The sequence below is a fragment of the Amorphoplanes friuliensis DSM 7358 genome, assembly GCF_000494755.1.
Classification (GTDB): domain Bacteria; phylum Actinomycetota; class Actinomycetes; order Mycobacteriales; family Micromonosporaceae; genus Actinoplanes; species Actinoplanes friuliensis.
Map to the genome: position 1 here is coordinate 5375163 of NC_022657.1, position 21368 is coordinate 5396530.

A 21368-nucleotide genomic window follows, 5' to 3' on the forward strand; every position below is an offset into this window, starting at 1 on the left:
ACTCCGGACACCGTACTCGCCGTGACTGTCCGGCCCGGGCCTAACCTCCACCGAACCGCCGACCCAGGTGATCAACCGAGTGGCTGGTTACTCATTTCGCTCTTCTCCGTCACTCACTGAAGGTGAGACGGTGTACCTCCCCACGGCACCACGGCGGTCCTGCTCACCGCTGGTACAGGCGCACACGCAGCAACAACAGCACTCGGGACAACCCGCCCGGCCGCCACCGGCGGTCGGCGCGCGCCCGCGAACGACCGGGGAGGGTCGCTTGCCGGACGACGACCGTACGACAGGTCGCCAGCCAGGGTCCGAGGGACGCTCACCCGGTGCGGGGCCGCAACGTCCCTACCCGGCCGCGTCCCCGCGCTCCGGTTATGGCTACCGCACCGCGGGCCGCCGCGGCGCGGTGGTGCCACCCCAGTTGCTGGAGGACCGGCAGCGCCGGTTCAGCGAGTTCCTGATGCCCGCCGCGGTGATCCTCGCCGGTGTCCTCATCGTGGTCGCCTTCGGCTTCATCATCAGCCGCGCCGTCCGCGACGACGACACCCGGGCGATCCCGCCGGTGCAGCCGCCCGCGCTGGGCGACGTGCCGCTCAACCCGGACAACCAGTTCCCGATCCCGCTGCCCAGCGCCTCCGACACACCCACGACGACGACCAAGCCCGCACCGACGCCCACGCGCACCAGCAAGCCGCCGACGAAGCCCACCAAGGCACCGCCCGATCAGGGCTCGGTGAAGGTCGTCCGGGCGGGTGTGCCGAACCGCGTCGACCTCTCCGGCGAGGGTTCCCGCGACTGGGTGCACTGGGGTGAGCAGAGCACGTTCTCCCTCGAACGCCGCTCCGACGGTGACTTCGCCATCCTCGAGGGGGCGCCGACCGCGCCGCGCTTCCGGCACGGCTTCAGCCCGGAACGGTTCAGCTGGAACGGCGGCTCGCCGGTGGGCAGCTCCGACGGCACACCGACCGGCATCCGCACCTGCGGCAAGGGCAACGGCTTCACCATCTCGGCGCCGGCCACGACGTCGAACAGGACACTGAAGCTCTACGTGGGCGCCCTCGCGGGCCGCGGCAAACTCACCGCGAAGCTGTCGACCGGCAGCGCGTCGGCCACCGGCACCTTCGAGGAACGCAGCAACAACCTGGACACGGCGGTCTTTGTCATCACGTACCGCGCGCCGAAGAACGGCAAGATCAACCTGAGCTGGATCACCGACGCCGCCTTCGACGATGATTGCGGCGGCGTCGCGCTCGAGGCAGCCACGCTGCGCTGAGCCGGCTCGGCGTTCCGTGGGGTGCGGAACGCGTTTCTGGAGGAGATCGTTGTGTTCGCCGCCTGGGGATCATGGGTGGCCCGGTTCCGCTGGCCGGTGCTGGTGCTCACCGTCGCCGCGGTCGCCGCGGCCGGAGTCTGGGGACTGGGCGTCTTCGGCCAGCTGTCCGAGGGCGGTTACAACGACCCGGGCAGCGAGTCGACCCGCGCCGCGAACGTCGTCCGCGACGAGCTCGGCGCCCAGGGCGGCGACGTCGTCGTCATCTACACGCCCACCTCCGGCGGCATCGACGACGCTGTCCTCGGCCAGCGCATCGAGAACACACTCGGCGCCCTGCCCGGCAGCGCGGTCACGGCCGTCGCGTCGTACTGGCCGGACAAGGTCGCGCAATACAAGTCCGCCGACGGGTCGAGTGCCGTCGCAGTCCTGACGCTCGCAGGCGAGGACGACGGCGAGAAGCTCGAGTCCTACCGCGAGATCGACGACAAACTGGCGGTCGAGGGAGCCACGGTCCAGGCGGCCGGCGGTGCGCCCCTCGGTGACGCGTCGGCGACCCGCTCGACCCAGGACCTGGCGTTCGCCGAGGCCATCTCACTGCCGATCGTGCTGGTGCTGCTGCTCTTCATCTTCGGCTCGCTGGTCGCCGCGTCCCTGCCCGTGCTGGTCGGCGGCTGTGCCGTGCTCGGCTCGCTCGGAGTGCTGCACGCGGTGGCGTACACCCACGACGTCAACTCGTTCGCGGTCAACGTCGCCAGTCTGCTCGGGCTCGGCATGGCGATCGACTACGGGCTCTTCATGGTGGGGCGGTTCCGCGAGGAGCAGGGCTTCGGGCGTACGCCCGCGCAGGCGGTGACCCGGACCGTCGCGACCGCCGGGCGCACCGTGGTCTTCTCCGCGACCCTGCTCATGATCGCGCTCGCCGGCCTGCTGCTGTTCCCCCAGGGCTTCCTGAAGTCCCTGGCCTACGGCGGCCTGGCCGCCGTCGCCCTGGCCGCGATCCTGTCCCTCACCCTGCTCCCGGCCCTGCTCGCGGTCCTCGGCCCCCGCGTCGACAAGCTCCCGGTACGCCTTCCGCGCCGCAAGAACGCCGCCGCGCCGGGCACCGGCTGGTCCCGCCTCGCCGGGGCGGTGCTGCGCCGCCCGGTCCTCGTCGCGCTGCCGATCCTGGCCGGTCTGCTGGTCCTCGCGGCGCCGATCCGCGGTGTCGAGTTCGGCGAGAACGACGAGCGCATCCTGCCCGCCGGCGACTCCGCCCGGATGGCGATCGAGGCCCTCAAGTCCGACTTCCCCGCCCTGAGCAGCGCCGGCATCCAGGTCGTGCTGCGCGGGACCAAGGGCGAGCCGCCCCCGGCCGCGGTCGGCAAGGCTTTCACGGACGCGGCCAAGAAGGTGCCCGGCATCGCAGCGGTGACCCCGGCCGGCACCGGCGGCGACGCTGTTGTGCTGACCGCGACCCTGGCCGGCAAGGACCCGTTCAGCCCGGTCGCCCGCGACGCGGTCGACGCCCTGCGCGCCCTGCCCGTCACCGGCGACACGGAAGTCCTGGTCGGCGGGGCCACCGCCCGCAACGTCGACAGCCTCACCGCCACCGCCGACCGCCTGCCCCTGATGGTGTCCCTGCTGGTCGGCGCCACCTTGATCCTGATGTTCCTGGCCTTCGGCTCGGTCCTGCTGCCGATCAAGGCCGTGGTGATGAGCGCCCTGAGCCTCAGCGCCACCTTCGGCATCCTCGTCTGGATCTTCCAGGACGGCCACGGCGCAGACCTGTTGCAGGTGACCCCGGCCCCGCTCGAAGTCGGCATCGTGGTCCTCATGGCGGCCGTCGTCTTCGGCCTCTCCACCGACTACGAGGTCTTCCTCCTGTCCCGCATGGTCGAAGCCCGCACCCGCGGCGCATCGACAGCAGAAGCCGTGACCACCGGCCTCGCCCGCACAGGCCGCGTGATCAGCGCGGCAGCCGTCCTCCTCATCGTGGTGACAGGCGCCTTCGCCCTGTCCTCGGTGACCACGATGCGCTTCGTCGGCGTCGGCATGATCATCGCGCTCTTCCTCGACGCCACGGTCGTCCGCATGCTGCTGGTCCCCGCCGTCCTCAAACTGATGGGCGAGGCCGCCTGGTGGTCCCCCGGGCCCCTCCGGCGCCTCCAGCAGAAGGCCGGCCTGGCCGAATACGAAGACGAAGAACTCTTCCCCACGGTCTCCGTGGGCCGCCACGCAGCCCCGGAGTCGGCCGCCGCGCCGGCGCGGACCTCTTCAGCCAGCGCCCCGCGACACGCCTCCCGCGCCGAAACGGGCCCGGGGGCGCTGCCGGCGCCTCCGCCGAGCGCGGCCTACGCGGGTGAGTCGTTCGGCGCCGCGGCCTCGCCGTTCGCCGGGGACGACCCGGACTCGACCGGCCCGGTGTCGTTCGCCGGAAGCTCGCCGTCATTCTCCGAGGACGCCCCCGACACGACCGTCCCGCTCTCGGAGCGCGGTTCGGGCTCACCCGATCAGCCGTTCGCCGGGGCGTCGCCGGACGAGACCAGGTCGGGCACAGCGGCCGAGTGGGCCGGGGACAATCCTTCCGAAACGGTCACCGGGACGGGATCGGCTGCGGAGGGCCATGACGCCCCGGACACCTCGGCCTTTGGCGGGGTTACGCCGGTATCGCCGTCGGCGACCGGCTCCGCACCGGTGTCACCGGCCGCGGCGGGGTTCGGGTCCGGGGCAGGCTCCTCGCCGGTGTCGCGGTCTGCAACCGGGTCCGCGCCGGTGTCGCCGTCCGCAACTGGTTCCGCGCCGGTCTCAGGTTCGGCTTACGGACCGGGACCGATCGCGGGGCGTGGGCACGGGTTGCCCGTCGCCGGCTCCCGTCCCCATCCGGCGCCCTCCAAAATCACCCTGGACGAATCACCGGCATCCACCTCGGGCGGCTGGCCGACCTCGTCGGCTTCCAGGTCCGACGAGACACCCGCCGACGAGGCCGGTTCCGCGGCGCAGTCTTCCGGGCCGCCGTTCGTCACCGGTCACGCGTCCGGTGGCGCCAGTTCGTCGGACGCCTTCGCTGGTTCTTCCGAGGCCGCCGCCGGCCGCACGACGAACCGGCCGTCCGGTGAGCCGCCGACAACGCCGGCCGCAGGCGCACCGGATGCAGGCCCCTTCACCGCGCCGGAGTCCGCGGACCGGACTTCCGGCACGTCGCCCGCGGGGTCTGATTCCTCAGGTGGTCGTTCCCCCGCCGGCTACCCAACCGGATCTGCTTCTCCGAGCCGACCGCATGACCGTCCCGGCAGCGGCACCCCGGCTGGATCTCCTTCGGCGCGCGATCGTCAGGCCGCCGGGCCTGCCGCCGGTTCACCGGGCGGTTCCTCCGTCGCGCCGTCGATGTGGCCGCCGACCGGCGTCGCCACCAGGGCAACAGGCCCGTCCCCCACGGCTGCGTCCACTGGCCCGGGCACCCCGGGCACGGGCGTGCGCGGCGCCGCCGACAGTGAGAATTCCGCGGTGACCGCGAGCGCACCGGGATGGCCGGCGACTCCCGGTAGCGCCTCGGACGACCCGCCCACCCTCACCGGCTGGCCGGACGCGACCGACACCGGCGAGCGCTCGCAAGCCGGCCCGACAGGCAACAGCCCGGGCGCCGACCCGGGGGACTCCCGGTCGGTTGTTGATCCGATGGACACGCGTCCGACCGCCAACCTGGCCGACCACCTCACCGGGAGCGGCGCCCAGGGCCGGCCCGGCGACCCTCCGGCCGACAGCGCCGCCGCCGGCAAAACCGATGAGGAGCCCGGCCCGGAGACCACCGCCGTGCTCGAGCTGCGGCCGACCGTTGATCTGGCCGATCGCCGCGATCAGCAGGCCTGAGACCACCGCCACTGGCCGTTATGGCCATGTTGCGGCTATTGTGGCCCGCCGGGTGGCACGGATCCGTCGTGCGGCCGGTGTTGTCAGTACAGTGCCCCGGGAGAGTTGGGGTTCTACCGGGACGGGATGAGCATGACCGCGACAGTTGACGAGTCCGCCGCGCCGGGCGGTTACGCCGAGACCGCGGCTCCGGGCACCGACCGGGCGATCGATCCCGAACGGCTGGCGCTCTGTCTCGCCGTCATCGCCGAGGCTGCGGAGCTCGACCCCGAGCATCCCGATGCTGTGTCCGTACGGAGGGCCACTGCCGGGCTTTTCAAGGAAGTGAAGCTGCGGCGCCGCAAGGACCGTCGTGACGCGATCCTCGCGAACGATCGTGCGGTGACCGCCGCGACGGCGACGGGTGCGCCGAGCCGGATCGACGACGAGACCGCGGGCATTCTGCTGGAGACCGCGACGAAGGCGCCGACCGCCGGCGTTCTCCGGCAGCCGCGCGGGTGTTACATCTGCAAGCAGCGTTACGTGCAGGTCGACGCGTTCTATCACCAGCTCTGCCCGTCGTGCGCGGTGAAGAATCATGGTCACCGTGATGCGCGGACCGATCTGACCGGGCGGCGGGCGCTGCTGACCGGCGGCCGGGCCAAGATCGGCATGTACATCGCTCTGCGGTTGCTGCGGGACGGCGCGCACACCACGATCACCACGCGGTTCCCGAACGATGCGGTGCGGCGTTTTGCCGCCATGCCGGACAGCGCCGACTGGCTGCACCGGTTGCGGGTCGTCGGCATCGACCTGCGGGATCCCGCCCAGGTGGTCGCTCTCGCCGATTCGGTCGCGGCCCACGGTCCGCTGGACATTCTGATCAACAACGCGGCCCAGACGGTACGCCGTTCGCCCGGCTCGTACTCGGCGCTGGTGGCGGCGGAGTCCGCGCCGCTGCCGGACGGGCCGCTGCCGGAGCTGGAGTATCTCGGCGGGCATTCCTCCCCGGCGCATCCGGCGGCTCTGACGGACGGGTCGTCGTTCAGCCCGCACGCGTTGACGGCGCTGGCGCTGACCGGTGGTTCGGCGACGCCGGAGCGGATCGCGGCGTTGACGGCGATCGACGCAGGTGGTCTGGTGCCGGATCTGGCGCCGACGAACAGCTGGAGCGACAAGGTCCACGAGGTCGACGCGCTGGAGTTGCTCGAGGTGCAGCTGTGCAACATGACGGCGCCGTTCATCCTGGTCAGCAAGCTGCGTGCGGCGATGACGGCGTCGCCGTTCCCCCGCCGGTACGTGGTGAACGTGTCCGCGATGGAGGGGGTGTTCGCGCGCGGTTACAAGGGCGCGGGGCACCCGCACACGAACATGGCGAAGGCCGCGCTGAACATGCTGACGCGGACCAGCGCCGAGGACATGTTCACCGACGGCATCCTCATGACCAGCGTCGACACCGGCTGGATCACCGACGAGCGCCCGCACCCGACAAAGATGCGCCTGGCCGAGGAGGGCTTCCACGCCCCGCTCGACCTGGTCGACGGCGCGGCGCGCGTCTACGACCCGATCGTCCGCGGCGAGCAGGGCGAGGACCTGTACGGCATTTTCCTGAAGGACTACGCCCCGATCGCCTGGTGACCGGTCAGCCGTCGTAGGCGGCGCGGGCCTGTTCGACACGGTCGAGGTGGCCGTCCGCCCAGGTGGCGAGCGAGGCGAAGAGCGGGGCGAGGCTGAGCCCGAGGTCGCTGATCTCGTACTCGACGCGGGGTGGCACCTCGGGGTGGTACGTCCGGGTGATCAGCCCGTCGCGTTCGAGTTGCCGCAGCCGCTGCGTGAGGACTTTCGGTGTGATGCCGGTGATCCGTCGTTGCAGCTCGACGAACCGCTGCCGCCCGAACGCGTGCAGCGACCACAGGATCGGCGTGGTCCACCGGCTGAAGACGATGTCGACGACGGGTGCGATGGGGCAGGCGACCGTGGGATCGTCACGCGTACTCGGCGTCATGGATAGTCGCTTTCCTCTAGGTACCTACTATCCGCGCGATGCTAGCTTCCCCGGACCACAACGGAGGGAAGCAACATGATCGTGGTGACCGGGGCGACCGGCAATGTCGGCAGCCATCTGATGAAGGAACTGGCCGGCGAGGACGTCCGCGCCCTCTCGCGGAGCACGGGCGCCGACCTGACCGATCCGGGCTCACTGCGTCCGGCGCTGGAGGGCGCGGAGGCGCTTTTCCTCATGGTGCCGGGCGACGGCCGCGGGATCGACCCGGCCGCCGTGCTCGACGTCGCCGAGGCGGCCGGTGTGAAGCGGGTGGTCCTGCTCTCGTCCCAAGGCGTACGCACCCGCCCGGAAGCGCAGTCGCACGCCCATCTGGGCCGGTTCGAAGCCGCCGTGCGCAACTCCGGTCTGGAGTGGACGGTTCTGCGCCCGGCCGGTTTTGCCAGCAACGCCTACGCCTGGGCGCCGTCCGTGCGCGAACAGCGCCTGGTCGCGGCACCGTTCGCCGACGTCGCCCTGCCGGTCGTGGACCCGGCGGACCTCGCGGCCTGCGCGGCGGTCACCCTCCGCGGAGGCCACCACACCCACGTGTACGAGCTGACGGGCCCAGTCCCCATCTCCCCGCGGGAGCAGGCTTCCGACCTCGCCACGGCACTCGGTGAGCAGGTGACGTTCGTGGAACTGACCCGCGAGGAGGCGGCCACCCACCTGGGCGCGTTCATGCCCCCGGAGGTGGTCGAAGGCACCCTCGACATCCTCGGCTCACCCACCGCCGCCGAGCGCACGGTGAGCCCGGACGTGGCGACGCTGCTGGGCCGCGACCCGTACCCGTTCGTGGCCTGGGCGGCCCGGAACGTGGCGGCCTTCAGGACACCCTGAGCTGCTTCTCCGCGACAAAGCTGAAGATCCGGTCGGCGCTCGTCAGCGGCTTCGGCGGATGGACTAGGCGGTGGGCGCCCACCCCGGACTCGCCGCCGTGGACAAGTTCGAAGCCGCGGGCCGAGAACCAGTCGCGGATGACCGGTACGAGGTCCGGCGGGCGCCGGTGCCGGGTCCAGACGACGGTTCCGCCTTCACGGCAGAGCTGGGCGCAGGCCTCGACCGTCCGGAGCACGTCCGCGTCGGTCACGTTGCCGAAGACCCCGCAGGCCAGCACCAGGTCGGCCGGTGCCAGGTCGCGGTAGTGCCGCATCAGGCCCGCATCGGCCTGGACGATCTCGACACCGTCGAGTCCGGCGGCGCGGGCGTTCGCCTCGGCGACCGCCGTGCTGCGGGGGTCGAGCTCGACCAGGCGGGCCCGCACGTCGTGGCCGCGCGGGTGCGTGGCGAGGACACCGATCAGGTCGCGGCCCTGCCCGGCGCACATGCTGAGCGCGGTGAGCGGCCCGTCCGGCGCCCGGTCCAGCGCGGCCCGGACGACACCCTGCACCTCGGCCAGGCGCCGGGACAGTGCTGACTCCGGATCGTCGTAGTCGTCATGCCAGGCGGCCCAGTCCATGTCACGCTCCTCCGGCTTGTTCGCTCGGGTTGATCGTAGGCAGACAGGCCAGCAGGTCGTACGCGTCCAGGACCGGTGTCGCCTGGAAGCCGTCCAGCAACCGGATGCTGTCCGGGCCGGGCACGAGGCCCCGGGCACGGCGGAGGTCGATCAGGCGCGCTGTGTCCGTACCGGTGAAGGCGGCCTCGACGCTGCCCGGTTGCGGCGGTGGCAGCTCAGCTCCGACGGTCGCGACGCCGCCGGGGGCGGCGGGATCGAGGCGATGTGTCACGGTGCGGCCGGCGGTGGCGGTGACCGCAACGGTCAGGTAGTCCTCGCCGAGCCGGGTGGCCAGGTGATGGCCCATCCCCGACAGCGCGAACTGCGGTGTGGTCACCGGCGTGCGCTGGATGTGGTTGTTGTGCGCGCCGATGACGATGCGCGCGTCCGGGCCCAGCTCGTCGAGCAGCCAGAACACCGTCTCGGCCATCCCGCGGTCCCGCGCGCTCACCTTCGGATGACTGGTGTCGCCGCCGGCGCGAGCCGCGTAGCTGCGCAGGGCCTGGTCCAGCCAGCACGCGAGCCGCAGCTCGTGCCGCACCGTCCGGTAGGTCGCCGCGCCGTCCGCGCGGGTGTACTCGGTCTCGAGCGCGTCGAAACGCGCGGCCAGCTCGGCCAGGGCGGCGGTCATCGCGTCCCGGTCCGCGGGGTCCAGCTCGGCGTACGCCCGGTAGGCGGGCATCGAGTGCTCTCCCGCGTACTTCTGCATCCGCGCGGACAGCGCGTCGACCAGCGGAAGAGCGTCGGGGTCGGTGCGGCCGAGGAACCCGGCGACGTGCTCGATCGCGGGCAGCGGCGACGCGGTGTTCCCCGGCACGTCCAGCCCGGCGAAGCGCACGGGCGGCTTCGCCTCCCGCATCCATTCCAGCTGCTCACGCATCTCCGGGCACCGGCCCATCCTGTACGTGATGTGGTCGTCGGCAACCGCACGCACGTCACCCGGCCCGCCCCGCACCCAGGCGTCCACCGCCAGTCCCTCGCTGAACCCGGACTCCATCGCGAACACCGTGAAACCGCACCGTTCGGTCAGGAAGCGCAGCAGCCGGTGCCGGAACAGGTAGAACTCGCTGATCATGTGCGCGTTCTCGCCGATCGCCACCACCCGCGCACCACGGAAGAGGTCGGCAAGAGGTTCGAGATCGTCGAGCGGTACCGAGTGGCCGGTGACGAATGCCCCGAAATTGACAGCCATCGGGGCACTCTAGCGAAAAACCCGGCCGGGCTGCGCGACGCTGCCAGCGTCCGGCCAAAGTGTCTACTTCGGAGGAATGATGCGGGCATTCGGCCGCCGCCGAAGGCACCTGCAACAAGAACTATCAGGAGGGCAGCCGGATCCGGTTCAAGGCGTGCACCTACGAGTCCTCCACCAAGAGCCCGTACCAGTGCACCGGCTGGAGCGATTGGCAGCGCGCCTGATCCCCGCGGCCGCCCATTCATCAGTTTGCGGTCACCGGAGTGGTCATGATGTGACACCGGTCGGCAACTCCTGAGAAACACTCCGCCGATGTCGCGCGATCCGGCGCGCTTCTAGCCTGGGCCGACCACAAAGGAATCAACCCCGGTCCGGAAGAGGCGCGACGATGAGAAAAGCCAGGATCGCCATGGCCGCCACCGCGGCAGTTGCCGTCGGTGGAGTGACGATGATCGCCCTGCCCGCCGACGCGGCTACCCTGCCGTTCCAGATCACCGGCGTCTATTACAACTCCCCCGGCAGCGACACCCGCAGCAATGCCAGCCTGAACGCCGAATACGTCAAGATCACCAGCAAGTTCGGCCGGACGGTCGACCTCAAGGGTTACACGCTGCGCGACAACAGCTCCCATGTGTACACGTTCGGGAGTGTGAAAGTGAAAGGCCACGAAAGCGTCTGGGTGCGTACCGGTAAAGGCACCAACACGCCCTACACGCTTTTCTGGGGCAGCGGCGCCTACATCTGGAACAACACCGGCGACAAGGCCACGCTGAAGGACGCGGCGGGCAAGGTCATGGACACCTGCTCGTGGACGAACAAGGGCAGCTTCACCAGCTGCTGACGTCAGGTCCGCGGCGGGAGCGCGTGGTAGGCCGGGCGGAGAACCTCGACGAGCGGGACTCCGCCCACGTGCAGCGGGGGCGGGTCGAGCTGGTCGAGCAGAAGATCCGGCCGGCCCGCGTCGCCCACCGCGGTCGCCGGCGCGGCTTCGGCGCCGTTCCAGAAATCGGTGAGGTCGCCCAGGTCGCCGTCCGGCGTCTCTTCCGCCGGCGTCGCCGGGGCCGCGACTCCGCGCAGTTGGTTGAGCCGGGTGAGCAGCTCGTCCCGGGACCGCCCGCGCCAGGCGAAAACCCCGAACGGGTCCTCCTCGAACGACCGGGCCAGGGCGTAACAGGTCGCGGCGAGGTGGATGCAGGGCATGGGCCAGCGTTCGCAGCTGCAGTCCATCGCCACCTCGTTCAGCGACAACGGCAGCAGGGTCAGCCCCGCTTTCGTGAACACGGTGTCGATGTCGTCGGGCATGCGACCGGCCAGCAGGTCGGCGGCAAAGCGGGCCTCAGCGGCCAGGTCGTCCTCCACGCGTGACCACTCGGCCGCACCGAACGCGCGCACCGCGATCCGCGACCGGAACGCCGCGGTGTCGTCCGGGCCCCGGACCTGGGCCGTCACCAGACTGCCGGAGATCGTCAGGTGCCGGACGTGCCCGGCGCGCGCGTCCCGCCGGCCGCGGGAGAACGTCGGCGCCATCCGCAGGGACTCGAACATCGCGATGAACGGCCCGGAGTATCGGTCAGTCAACAACGGCCTCCGGTGACAGGGCGAGCAGGTCACGCAGCTCGTCGGTGCTCAGACCGCTCAGCCAGCCCTCGCCGTTGCCGACCACCCGCTCGGCCAGCACACCCTTGTCGGTGATCAGCCGGTCGATGCGCTCCTCGAGGGTGCCCAGGCAGACGAGGGTGTGCACCTGCACGTCACGGTTCTGGCCGATGCGGAAGGCACGGTCGGTCGCCTGCGTCTCGGTGGCCGGGTTCCACCAGCGGTCCACGTGGACGACATGATTGGCCGCGGTGAGGTTGAGGCCGGTGCCACCGGCCTTCAGCGACAGCACGAAGATGCCGGGCCGCTTGTCGGCCTGGAACTCCGCGACCATCTGATCGCGGGCCCGGCGTGTCGTCCCGCCGTACAGGTAACGGACCGGGACGTCGAAACGGGCCGCGAGGTGCGGGACCAGCATCGCGCCGAACCGGGCGAACTGCGTGAAGCAGAGAACACTTTCGCCGTCGGCGAGGACGGCGTCGAGGATCTCCTCCAGGCGCTCGAGCTTGCCGGAGCGGCCGGGCAGCGGGGAGCCGTCACCGAGCAGCTGCGCCGGGTGGTTGCAGACCTGCTTGAGCTTGGTCATCGCGGACAGCACGATGCCCTTGCGGCGGATCTCCGTCTCGTCGGTCAGCCGGCCGGTCATCTCGGTGAGAACGGCCTGGTAGAGCGTCGCCTGCTCGGTGGTGAGCCCGCACAGGTGCCGCGTGTGCCGTTTGTCGGGCAGGTCGTCGATCACCGACGGGTCCGCCTTGACCCGCCGCAGCATGAACGGTCGTGTCGCCCGGCGCAGGCGCGCGGCGGCGTCCTCGTCCGCGTACCGCTCGATCGGCACGGCGAACCGCGCCCGGAACGAGTGGGCGCTGCCGAGCAGCCCCGGGTTGAGGAAGTCGAGAATGGACCAGAGCTCGGCCAGACGATTTTCGACCGGTGTGCCGGTCAGGGCGATGCGGTGCCGCGCGTCGAACCGGCGCACGGCCTTCGCGGTGCCACTCGCGCTGTTCTTGACGTGCTGCGCCTCGTCGAGCACCACCCGGTCCCACGGCACGGCGGCGAGGGCGTCGGCGTCGCGGGTGGCGGTCGCGTACGTCGTCAGCAGCACGTCCGTCCCGTCGAGCAGATGCACCGGGTCGGGCCGGTCAGCGCCGTGCAACACCTTGACCCGCAGCCCCGGGGCGAACCGTTCCGCCTCCCGCACCCAGTTGCCGAGGACCGACAGCGGACAGATCAGCAGCGTCGGCCCGCCCCCGCGATGCAGCAGCAACGCCAGCAACTGCACGGTCTTGCCGAGCCCCATGTCGTCGGCCAGGCAGGCGCCGACCCCCAGCCCGTCGAGGAAAGCCAGCCAGGAAAAACCCCTCAGCTGGTACGGCCGCAGTGTCCCCACCAGGCCCGCGGGCGCGTCGAGCAGCTCGAGCCGCTCCCCCAGCCGCCCGGCGAGCAGGTCGGCCAGCCAGCCCTTGCCGTCGACCGCCGTGACGGGCAGCGGCAGCTCCTCGGGCGGCAGCAGCCGGATCATCCGCAGCGCATCCCCGGCGGTCATCGTGCCCCCGCCGCGCCGCAGGAACTCGAGCCCCGCCCGCAACCGCTCCGCGTCGAGGTAGACCCACCGCCCCCGCAACCGCACCAACGGCACCTTGACGCGCGCCAGCTCGGCCAGCTCGTCCTCGGTCAGCGTGCGTCCGCCCAGCGCCAGCCCCCAGTTGTAGCCGACCATCGACCTCAGGTCGGCAGCCTCGTCCCGCAGCACCGGGGCGACCTCGTCCCGCGCCCGGACCTCCAGCGCCAGCCCGAGGCTCTGCGGCTCCCGCCACCAGGCCGGCAGCAGCACGCCGTACCCGGCCTGCTCCAGCAGCGCGGCGTGGCTGAGGAACCTGTATGCCCCCGCGGTGTCCAGCACCAGCTCGACCGGCCGCGCCACCCGCAGCGCGGGATCCAGGTCCTCGAAGAGCCTCGCGGCCCGCCCCAAGCCGGCGATGAGCCGCTCGTGCGGATGATGCGTCCACCGCCGCAGCGGGGCACTCCTGTCCCGCCACACGTCGGCGGCGGTGACGAGCAGGCTGGGCTCGTCGAGCGGCTGCAACAGGAACTCGAGCAACCACGCATCCTCGGCGCCGCTCGCCTCGGGCGCGCCGGTGGCGTCGGGCTCCTCGGGCTCCAGCTCGGGCAGGAAGCTCAACCGGAAACAGACCCGCACCACCGCACCGCTGCTCGCCTCGCCGTGCCACTTGTCCAGTGCGTCGGCAACAGCGTCGAGCTGCCCGGCGTCCTCTAACTCGGGATCGGCGCTGAGTGCCGTGAGCCAGGCGGGACCGGACAGGTCCACGCCGGCCTCGGCAAGTCGCGTGCGAACCAGACCGTCGACCAGGCGGTGCAGCGCGGCGTGCAGGGTGTCGGCGGCGGGGAGCCCGTCGACGTCGCCGGGACGGGCCCGCTCGGCGCGGCAGGCCGGTGGCATGCGGCGCAGCAGGTCAGCGTGCCGTGCGGCGTCGGTGCCGGTCAGCACCGGCCGCCACAGGGCCCGGGGCCGCGGCCCGTCGGTCAGCACACCGGGCAGTACCCGCCCGCGCGCGACCAGGTCCGCCGCGAAGGTGCAGACCTCGGCGAGATAGCTCAGCGACGGCGCGGCCCGTGCCCCGAACTCGTCCGCAAGGTCGTCGGTGACAAACGGGACGGCGACCGCCGGCACCTGCCACGGCCGTAACCGCGGCTGCCCCCGCCGCGCCGGCAACCCGAGCTGCGGCGACGGCAACGGCCCGGTGGACGTGGAAGGCAGCAGCAACGTCGCCGTCCGATCCGCCCCGGCCGGCGCCACCGCGAACGGGTGGGCCCGGGCCGATCCCCGCTCGCCGGTGTCGGTCTCGGTCCAGAGGCAGAGGGTGCCGTCGCGGGCGATGAAACCGTGCGCCACCACCGTCACGTCAAGTGCCAGACGATGTCCGGCGGCCGCACGCGGGCGCAGCGTGGGCCACCATCTGCGTCGGTGAGGCCGAGCTCCCCGGTCAGCACCCCGCCGTCGTCGTGCGCCGCGCGCAGCATCGCGGTCGGTATGTCCCCGAAGAGCAACTTGGCGCGGCGGAACATCGCGAAACTGTCGCCGTCGGCCGAACCCCAGCTCAGATAAAGAAACCGGGCACCCGGGCGGCCGTGCACGTAGGGCCCGCCGACATCGAGCAGACCGTCGACCTCGCGGCTGGTCACCTCGAACGCCCAGGTGGCAGCATCCGCATCGGCCGGGACCCGGTCGACCACCTCGGTCTTGCGCTGGACACCGACCTGCACGTTCCCCAGGCGCAGGGTGTCGGCCTCCACGCCGCCACGACGGCCGGGCAGGTCGCTTCCCTCGATCCGGATGTGCACCCCCTGAACTCTAGGCCGACCCCCCGACACTCGAAGCGCGCCCAGCCCACGACCGTCGTCCGGTGGTGTGGTTTGCGCGGTTGCGTCACGCTCGGCCGATGCCGACGTTCTCAGAATCCTTGCCCGCTCTGGTCGGTGTTGCGCTCGGCGCCGCCGGTGCGATGACGTCCAGCCTGCTGACCGATCGGTTGCGGTGGCGGCGCGACCAGAACGTCCGCTGGGACCAGAGGCGGCTCGAGGCGTACACGACGTTCGCGGCCACGCTCAAGGAGATCACCGGTCTCGGCTTCCGGCTGAGTGCGGCAGATCGGGCCGATTCCCACTCGATACCGATCGAGCGTGAGCTCGGTCTGCAGGAGCTGGCGGCCGCCAACGTCCGGAAGACGAAGGATTGGGAGTCGCTGCTTCTGCTGGGCGACGAGCTCACCGTCGCTGCCGCGCGGGAGTGGCGCGACGCCACCAGGGCCTTCGAACGCCAGGCCCGCGCGGAGGTGCCGGACCCGGCGGAGTGGCAACAGCGTGTGGATCTCATGAACGAGGCCCGGGACGGTTTTTATCTTGCTGCCCGCCGGAGTCTCGGCATCGGTGGAGGGTCCGTCGAGCAGTTCCCTCACCTGCCCCGGCTCGCGCCCTGACGGGTGAGGAGGCTCAGTCGGTGAGGTCGGGGTCGACGAAGTCGTCGATGTCGTCGTCGACGAAGCGGCGCACCAGCGGGTCGTCGGCCGTGGTGGTCGGTGGTGCTTCGAAGGTGGCGTCGTCGAGGAGCTCGTGGACGTCGGCGCGGCCGCTTCTGATCGCCAGCAGGGTCACCAGCTCGCGTTTGGTCTGGCGCAGGAGCGGGTTCGGCCGGCCGCGGAGCGTCGCCAGGACCGAGTCGAGCAGGGACATGGCCTCGGTGAGCCACATGTCGTCGTTGAGCATGCGCAGAGTGACGGCCAGGTTGTAACGGGTGGCCAGGGTCGAGTCGTGGGAGCCGCCGATCACGCGTTCCTGGTCACCGAGGACCGAGATGAACTCGTCGCGGGCCTCGGGGAGCCGGCGCTGGGACCGCAGGCTGAGGGCCAGGTTGTGGCGGGTGGTCAGCGTACGCGGGTGGTGGTCGCCCAGGAGCCGGGTGCGGTCACCGAGGAGTTTGCGGAAGCGGCGTTCCGCGCGGACGAAGTCACCCTCCTCGTACGTGAGCCAGCCGAGGTTGCCCCGGGTGGTCTGGGTGTCCGGGTGGAGACTGCCGAGCCGGCCGGTACGGATCTTGAGCACCTGGGTGAAGAGCAGCCGTGCGGTGGTGAACTGCCTCTGCTGGAGCAGGTCCCAGGCCAGGTTGGCCGCCGTGGCGACCGTGTGCGGGTGGGCTCGCCCCAGCCGCGGGATCTGCAGCTGCAGGACCGCGCGGAACTGGTCCTCCGCCGCCGCGTAGTTGCCCCCGGCCTGCTCGATCCAGGCGAGGTTGTGCCGGGTGATCAGGGTGTTCGGGTGGGTCTCGCCGAGCACACGCCGGCGGTCGGCGAGCACCTGCGCGAAGTCGCGTTCCGCGCCGGGCCCGCCGGCGGCCTGCCGGGCGTACGCGATGCTGTGCCGGGTGGTGAGGGTGTCGGGGTGATCCGGGCCGAGCTGACGCACCCGCCCGGAGTGGACCTGCTGGAGCATCTCCTCGGCCTCGCCGGCGCGTCCGGCCGCCTGCAGGACCGCCGCCAGGCACTGCATGGTCGTGAGCGTGTCCGGGTGGCCGGCGCCGAGGACGTCCCGGCGGGCGTCGAGGACCGGCCGGAACAGCTGCTCGGCCTCCGTCAGGTCACCCAGCTCGTGCAGGACAGCGGCGAGGCAGTGACCGGCGTGCATCGCCTCGGGATCGTCGGGCGGGCAGTCGCGGCGCGTCCTGAGCGCGACGTCGCTGAGGTGGCGGAACGCGCCCTTCAGGTCGTCGCCGCAGGCCTGGAGGGTGAGACCGCGGTCCAGCAGGGCGGTCCGGTGCGCGCCTTCCTGCCCTGCGGGCAAGCTCCCTGTACGCCCGAGAGCGTCCTCGGCCAGCTGGGCGGCGGCACGGTGCATCCCGTGGCTCGTCAGCTGCCGGACGGCCCGGTGGGCGACCCGCAGCACCACGACGTCACCGTCGGATCCGGGGCTGGTCAGCACATGGCGGACGTGCGGGATCAGCAGCCGCCACAGTTGCCACTCGTCGTCGCCGGGACGGGTGGAGCCGCCCGGCCGGGTCATCGCGTCGAGCGCCCCGGCTGCGGCACCGCGCACACTCTGCGCCGCGGTCGCCGGCCCGCCGTCGAGGTGTGCGGCCGCCCGGGCGACCAGCGGATGGATCGTGGCGACGTGCAGGTTGTCGTCGGTGCCGATGGTGACGATCCCGGACTGCGCCAGGAGCCGGACACTGCGGTACGCCAGCGGCGTCTCGGCGGGCCCTGTCGCGACGACCAGCGCACCGAGCGGGAACGGCCGTCCCGGCGCACTCCCGGCGAGCACCGCCAGCAGCCGCAGCGCGGTGTCCTTCTCCTCGGCGCCGAAAGCGTCGAGGGCCGGTCTCAGGGCCCGCAGCAGGTGATAGGCGGGCTCGTCGGCGCGGAGACCGGGCCGGCCCACGGGTGCGCGGCTCAGCTCACCGACGTACCCGGACAGCGTGTGCCGGGCGACGGAACTCCCCTGGGCCGACCCGGCCAGGTGCACGGCGAGGGGAACGCGGCCGAGCAGCCCCACCGCCTCCAGCGCTGCCGGCAGGGCCCTGAAGCGGCGGTGGTCGTCCAGCTCCCGGATGCGGTCCAGCAGCAGGTGAGCACAGTCCTCGTCCGAGAGCCGGTCGATCGTCAGCGTGGTGGCCGGTCCGGACCCGGCGAGGCCGGTGACGATCCGGGTCGTGACGATCGTCAGCCACCGTTCCGGGTCGAGTCCCCGTGCCCGGCGGATGACGTCGGCGGCGAGACCGGGGTCGTCCGCGTTGTCGATCACCAGGATGTTCCGCGCGGAACCGGTCGCGGCGTCCGGTGGTGCTGTCAGCAGTCGCCAGGCCAGATCGGCCGACCCCTCCTCGCGGGCGCGAGTGATCTCGGCACCGCTCACCCGGAGCCGCGACGCTACCGCGGCCATCGCGTCGACGAAGGAAGCCCGCTGATGGGCCGGAACCCAGAAGACGGTGTGGTCGCCGGCCAGGGCCCGGGCGGCGGCCAGCACGATGGTGGTCTTCCCGCAGCCGATCTCACCGGACAGCACGGCCACCCCACCCGCGGCGGCGAGCACCCGCAGCTCGCCGATCTGGGCCTCACGCCCGCGGACGACATCCGGGAGACTGCCGAACGGCGGCTCACAGGCGTCGCCGACCAGCGGTGACTCCACCAGCTGCAGATCGGCGGCCGAAACGATCGGGACGTTGGCGTGGACGTGGCGCGGTGGCAGCACAGCGGTCACCGTCCGTACCTTACCGCTCACCGGTCCACTGTCGACCCCCGAGCCGGTACGCTCGGACGACGCCGTCCCCCAGATCGGACCAGCCGTTGACGTCTGTCCTGGCCGCCGAACCGTTCTGGCAGCGCTTCCTCACCTCGGCGGGCTTCGGCGGCCTGATGGCGCTGACCGCGGCCCTGATCGCCGCCCGCATCGCGACCCAGCAGCTGCGGCACACGAAGTCCCAGCAGGCGAACGAGCGCTGGTGGACCACCCTGACCTGGGTCTACGACCGCGCGGTGGTCGAGAAGGACAAGCGGGTCGCCCTGCCGCACCACGTGACGTTCGCGATGCTGACACAGCTGGCCGAACGCGCCCAGCAACCGCCGGCGGACCGCCTGCAGCAGAGCTCGATCAAGTCGATCCTGGCGATGTTCGAAGCCACCGACGACGGAACCGCGCCGCAGCAGGGAACCATCGAGGTCTCGGACCCGGCCGCGGCCGCGCTCCTCGACGACCTGCGGACGACGTTGAGCAACGACGAGGAGCTGCGGGAACGCGCGGAACAGCTGCGCTACCTCGAGAGTGCCAGGACGGCCGTCGAGCGCGAGGCCGCCGCCCTCGGCGCGGACGTCTCCGGCCAGAACGCCACCGTCGCGGTTTCCTGGCGGGGCCGCGAAGTCCTCGTCCAGATCCGGTACGCCCGGGAGCCGATCCCCACACTCACCCTCTTGCAGGCCGTCGACCGTCTCCAGCGGGACGTCGCAGCGGGTCACACCACGATCGGCGGAATCCTGGTCGTCACCGCGCTGAGCCGCCCCGCGATCGACGCCTTCCTCGCGGCCCGGAACAGCACGGGCATCGAGGTCGTGGCCTGGACCGGCAGCCCCGACGACCGGCTCCTCCACGAAGCCCTGCAACGCCTGCGCCCCGCACCGACTCCCTGACGTACGCGGTCAGCCCTCGGTGCGGTAGGCGTCCATCATGGCGACGAAGCCGGTGAGGAAGCGCTCGATCTCGGCCAGGGTCTGCGGCGAGTAGTCGCTCATCATCGTGGTGGCCCGGTCGACGAGGGGGTCGAAGAACCGGTCCAGCATGCCCTCGACGTGGTCGGTCGCGCGGAGGGTCACCACGCGGCGATCCGCGCTGTCGCGGGCGCGGGTCACGTGGCCGGCCTCCTCGAGCCGGTTGAGCAGTGACGAGGTCGCGCCGGGGGTCAGGCCGATGCGCTGGCTGAGCCCGGCCTGAGTGAGCGGGTGGCCGGTGTCCTGGGCCGAGAGGATCTCCACCAGGGCGTTGGCGTCGGTGGTGTGAAGTCCCATCCGGTCGCCGAAGTGCCGGCCGAGCTCGGCGAAGGCCATCCCGTGGGCGCGGAGTGCTTCGAGCAGCCGGTCGCGCTGGGCATTCGGTTCTCTCGCCGTGTCTGCCACCGGGTGCTGCCTCCGCTCGATTGCCGGGTAGATCACAGACCTTACCAGGATCAAAAGTTTTGATCGTGTAATAGTGTCACGGTCTAACTAGTTGGGAGGGCATCATGCCCGCATCGTCAGTAGGACCCCGCCAGTGGTGGGGATTGGTCGCGATCGCGCTCGGAGTGTCGATGATCGTGGTGGACACCACGATCGTGAACGTGATCACGCCCTCGGTCATCGACGACCTGGGGATCAGCTCGTCGCAGGCGCAGTGGGTCCAGGAGTCGTACGCGATCATGTTCGCGGCGCTGCTGCTGCTCTTCGGCCGTGTCGCGGACCTCGTCGGCGCACGCCGGGTGTTCGTCCTGGGCGCGGTGGTCTTCGGTGTCACGAGCCTGCTCGCGGGGATCGCGTCGAGCGGGAACGTGCTCATCCTGGCGCGCTTCCTCCAGGGTGCGGCCGGCGCGATGCTGCTGCCGACCTCACTGTCCCTGCTCAATCAGACCTTCACCGGCAAGGCCCGCGGCCAGGCGTACGCGGTCTGGGGCTCGACGATCGGCGCCGCGACGGCTCTCGGGCCGGTGCTCGGCGGGTGGCTCTCGGAACACGCGAGCTGGCGCTGGGCGTTCGGAATCAACATTCCGCTGGTTGTTGTCATCGTCGCGCTGTCCCTGGTGTTCATCCCGATGTCGAAGCGGACCGCCGGGCGGGTCGACGTCCCGGGTGCACTCCTGTCGTTCGCCGGTCTGGCCGCCCTGGCCTTCGGCCTGATCGAGGGCCGCGTATACGGCTGGGTGACCAGCAGGAGTCCCTTCACCGTCCTCGGGCAGACCTGGGACGGCGGGCTGTCACCGGTGTTCGTGGCTCTCGTGATCGCCGCCGCGCTGCTCGCGTTGTTCGTCCGGCGGCAGGTGAGCCTGAGCAGGAACGGCTCCGGCGGCGAGCCCTTGATGAACACCCGGCTGTTCCGGATCTCGTCGTTCCGCAACGGCAACATCGCCACGCTGATCATCGGCCTCGGCGAGTTCGGCATCATCGCGGTGATCCCGCTGTGGCTGCAGTTCACGCTCGGCTACACCTCGCTGGAGGCCGGGTTCGCGCTGGTGCCGCTCGCGCTGGGCAGCTTCCTGGCCAGCGGTTTGAGCTTCGGCCTGAAACTGTCCGCGCTCGCGCTCGTCCGGATCGGTCTGGTCCTGGAAGCGGTCACGCTGGCCGCACTCGGTGTTGTCGCGGCCACCACCAGCGCGCCGTGGTGGTCGGTGGCGCTCGTGCTGTTCGGGTACGGGATCGGGGTGGGTTTTGCCACGGCGCAGGTCACCAACGTGGTCCTCGCCGACGTGCCGGACGACCAGGGCGGCCAGGGGTCGGGCATCCAGTCGACCTTCCGGCAGCTCGGCTCGGCGCTGGGCATCGCGGCGATCACGACGATCTTCTTCTCGGCGCTGGACAACGGCGTGCGGACCAACCTGCGGGCCGAGGACCTTCCGGGCGACCAGATCGACCGCTTCGCCGCGGCCGTCACGGACAGCGCGGGAGCGGTCATTGCGCCGCTGGCCGGCGACCCGGTCACGGCGGTGGTCGCCCGGGCAGCCCGGGACGCCATGACGCACGGCGTCGAGCTCGGCTCGTACGTCGCCGCCGGTTTCCTGGTGCTGGGCGTGCTGGCGACACTGCTCATCCCGGCGCCCCGCACGGCCGTGACAGCCGAGATCCCGGAGGAGCTGCCCGTGTGAGCCGTGAAGTCAGCCTTCGAGCCGCCGGCGAAGGCCCGACATCAAGGATGTCGGGCC

The 21368-nt window shown here is 71.5% G+C and carries 16 protein-coding genes; 8 read left to right on the forward strand and 8 right to left on the reverse strand.

Going from position 1 to position 21368, the window contains the following annotated elements; genetic code table 11:
• Positions 1–268: 268 nt before the first annotated feature.
• From AFR_RS25010 to AFR_RS25020, 3 genes are all read left to right on the forward strand, one after another.
• The gene (locus AFR_RS25010) at positions 269–1273 is read left to right on the forward strand and encodes a hypothetical protein (RefSeq protein ID WP_052359455.1); all 1005 of its coding nucleotides are present in this window, start codon (positions 269–271) and stop codon (positions 1271–1273) included.
• Between the two features lie 51 nt (positions 1274–1324).
• Complete coding sequence (locus AFR_RS47470; protein WP_084298430.1) at positions 1325–5119, forward strand: MMPL family transporter; 3795 nt, start codon at positions 1325–1327, stop codon at positions 5117–5119.
• A gap of 132 nt (positions 5120–5251) precedes the next feature.
• A complete protein-coding gene (locus AFR_RS25020; protein WP_023363831.1) occupies positions 5252–6736 on the forward strand; it encodes an SDR family oxidoreductase in 1485 nt (494 codons plus the stop codon).
• Between the two features lie 4 nt (positions 6737–6740).
• Here the strand turns inward: AFR_RS25020 and AFR_RS25025 are convergent, their stop codons facing one another.
• Complete coding sequence (locus AFR_RS25025) at positions 6741–7103, reverse strand: winged helix-turn-helix transcriptional regulator (protein WP_023363832.1); 363 nt, start codon at positions 7101–7103, stop codon at positions 6741–6743.
• Between the two features lie 75 nt (positions 7104–7178).
• Here AFR_RS25025 and AFR_RS25030 point away from each other — a divergent pair, with 75 nt between their 5' ends.
• A complete protein-coding gene (locus AFR_RS25030) occupies positions 7179–7979 on the forward strand; it encodes an SDR family oxidoreductase (protein ID WP_023363833.1) in 801 nt (266 codons plus the stop codon).
• Here AFR_RS25030 and AFR_RS25035 read toward each other — a convergent pair.
• Both AFR_RS25035 and AFR_RS25040 read right to left on the reverse strand, forming a co-directional pair.
• Positions 7966–8598, reverse strand: coding sequence for a methyltransferase domain-containing protein (locus tag AFR_RS25035; protein WP_023363834.1), 633 nt, complete (start codon positions 8596–8598; stop codon positions 7966–7968). The genes AFR_RS25030 and AFR_RS25035 overlap by 14 nt on opposite strands.
• Before the next feature lies 1 nt (position 8599).
• Positions 8600–9829 carry an erythromycin esterase family protein gene (locus tag AFR_RS25040; protein WP_023363835.1) on the reverse strand — a complete coding sequence of 410 codons (1230 nt, stop codon included), beginning with the start codon at positions 9827–9829 and terminating at the stop codon, positions 8600–8602.
• Between the two features lie 409 nt (positions 9830–10238).
• Between AFR_RS25040 and AFR_RS25045 the strand changes: the two genes are divergently transcribed.
• Positions 10239–10670, forward strand: coding sequence for a lamin tail domain-containing protein (locus tag AFR_RS25045; RefSeq protein WP_023363836.1), 432 nt, complete (start codon positions 10239–10241; stop codon positions 10668–10670).
• A 2-nt stretch (positions 10671–10672) separates the two neighbouring features.
• Here AFR_RS25045 and AFR_RS25050 read toward each other — a convergent pair whose 3' ends face one another.
• The 3 genes from AFR_RS25050 to AFR_RS25060 are packed head-to-tail and all read right to left on the reverse strand — an operon-like array spanning position 10673 to position 14785.
• Positions 10673–11407 (reverse strand): SWIM zinc finger family protein, encoded by a 735-nt coding sequence (locus AFR_RS25050; protein WP_023363837.1) that lies wholly within the window; start codon positions 11405–11407, stop codon positions 10673–10675.
• Positions 11400–14345 (reverse strand): DEAD/DEAH box helicase, encoded by a 2946-nt coding sequence (locus AFR_RS25055; RefSeq protein WP_023363838.1) that lies wholly within the window; start codon positions 14343–14345, stop codon positions 11400–11402. Before AFR_RS25055 ends, AFR_RS25050 begins: the two co-directional genes overlap by 8 nt.
• The gene (locus AFR_RS25060) at positions 14342–14785 is read right to left on the reverse strand and encodes a DUF5990 family protein (protein WP_023363839.1); all 444 of its coding nucleotides are present in this window, start codon (positions 14783–14785) and stop codon (positions 14342–14344) included. The genes AFR_RS25055 and AFR_RS25060 overlap by 4 nt, the downstream gene beginning before the upstream one ends.
• Before the next feature lie 98 nt (positions 14786–14883).
• Here AFR_RS25060 and AFR_RS25065 point away from each other — a divergent pair, with 98 nt between their 5' ends.
• Positions 14884–15420 (forward strand): hypothetical protein, encoded by a 537-nt coding sequence (locus AFR_RS25065; protein ID WP_023363840.1) that lies wholly within the window; start codon positions 14884–14886, stop codon positions 15418–15420.
• A 13-nt stretch (positions 15421–15433) separates the two neighbouring features.
• Here AFR_RS25065 and AFR_RS25070 read toward each other — a convergent pair whose 3' ends face one another.
• Positions 15434–18211, reverse strand: coding sequence for a tetratricopeptide repeat protein (locus tag AFR_RS25070; protein ID WP_148308051.1), 2778 nt, complete (start codon positions 18209–18211; stop codon positions 15434–15436).
• Between the two features lie 65 nt (positions 18212–18276).
• On the opposite strand from AFR_RS25070, the gene AFR_RS25075 reads away from it, so the two are divergent.
• Positions 18277–19113, forward strand: a complete 837-nt coding sequence (locus tag AFR_RS25075) for a hypothetical protein (protein WP_023363842.1) — start codon at positions 18277–18279, stop codon at positions 19111–19113.
• 9 nt (positions 19114–19122) lie between these two features.
• Here the strand turns inward: AFR_RS25075 and AFR_RS25080 are convergent, their stop codons facing one another.
• Positions 19123–19596: a MarR family winged helix-turn-helix transcriptional regulator gene (locus AFR_RS25080; RefSeq protein WP_041842678.1), complete on the reverse strand. Its 474-nt coding sequence runs from the start codon at positions 19594–19596 to the stop codon at positions 19123–19125.
• A gap of 104 nt (positions 19597–19700) precedes the next feature.
• Here AFR_RS25080 and AFR_RS25085 point away from each other — a divergent pair, with 104 nt between their 5' ends.
• Positions 19701–21311 carry a DHA2 family efflux MFS transporter permease subunit gene (locus AFR_RS25085; protein WP_041841109.1) on the forward strand — a complete coding sequence of 537 codons (1611 nt, stop codon included), beginning with the start codon at positions 19701–19703 and terminating at the stop codon, positions 21309–21311.
• Positions 21312–21368 lie beyond the last annotated feature (57 nt).

Coding starts and splice junctions, on each gene's coding strand:
- AFR_RS25020 (WP_023363831.1), top strand. CDS start 5,252: ATGACCGCGACAGTTGACGAGTCCGCCGCGCCGGGCGGTTACGCCGAG.
- AFR_RS25025 (WP_023363832.1), bottom strand. CDS start 7,103: ATGACGCCGAGTACGCGTGACGATCCCACGGTCGCCTGCCCCATCGCA.
- AFR_RS25030 (WP_023363833.1), top strand. CDS start 7,179: ATGATCGTGGTGACCGGGGCGACCGGCAATGTCGGCAGCCATCTGATG.
- AFR_RS25035 (WP_023363834.1), bottom strand. CDS start 8,598: ATGGACTGGGCCGCCTGGCATGACGACTACGACGATCCGGAGTCAGCA.
- AFR_RS25040 (WP_023363835.1), bottom strand. CDS start 9,829: ATGGCTGTCAATTTCGGGGCATTCGTCACCGGCCACTCGGTACCGCTC.
- AFR_RS25045 (WP_023363836.1), top strand. CDS start 10,239: ATGGCCGCCACCGCGGCAGTTGCCGTCGGTGGAGTGACGATGATCGCC.
- AFR_RS25065 (WP_023363840.1), top strand. CDS start 14,884: ATGCCGACGTTCTCAGAATCCTTGCCCGCTCTGGTCGGTGTTGCGCTC.
- AFR_RS25085 (WP_041841109.1), top strand. CDS start 19,701: ATGCCCGCATCGTCAGTAGGACCCCGCCAGTGGTGGGGATTGGTCGCG.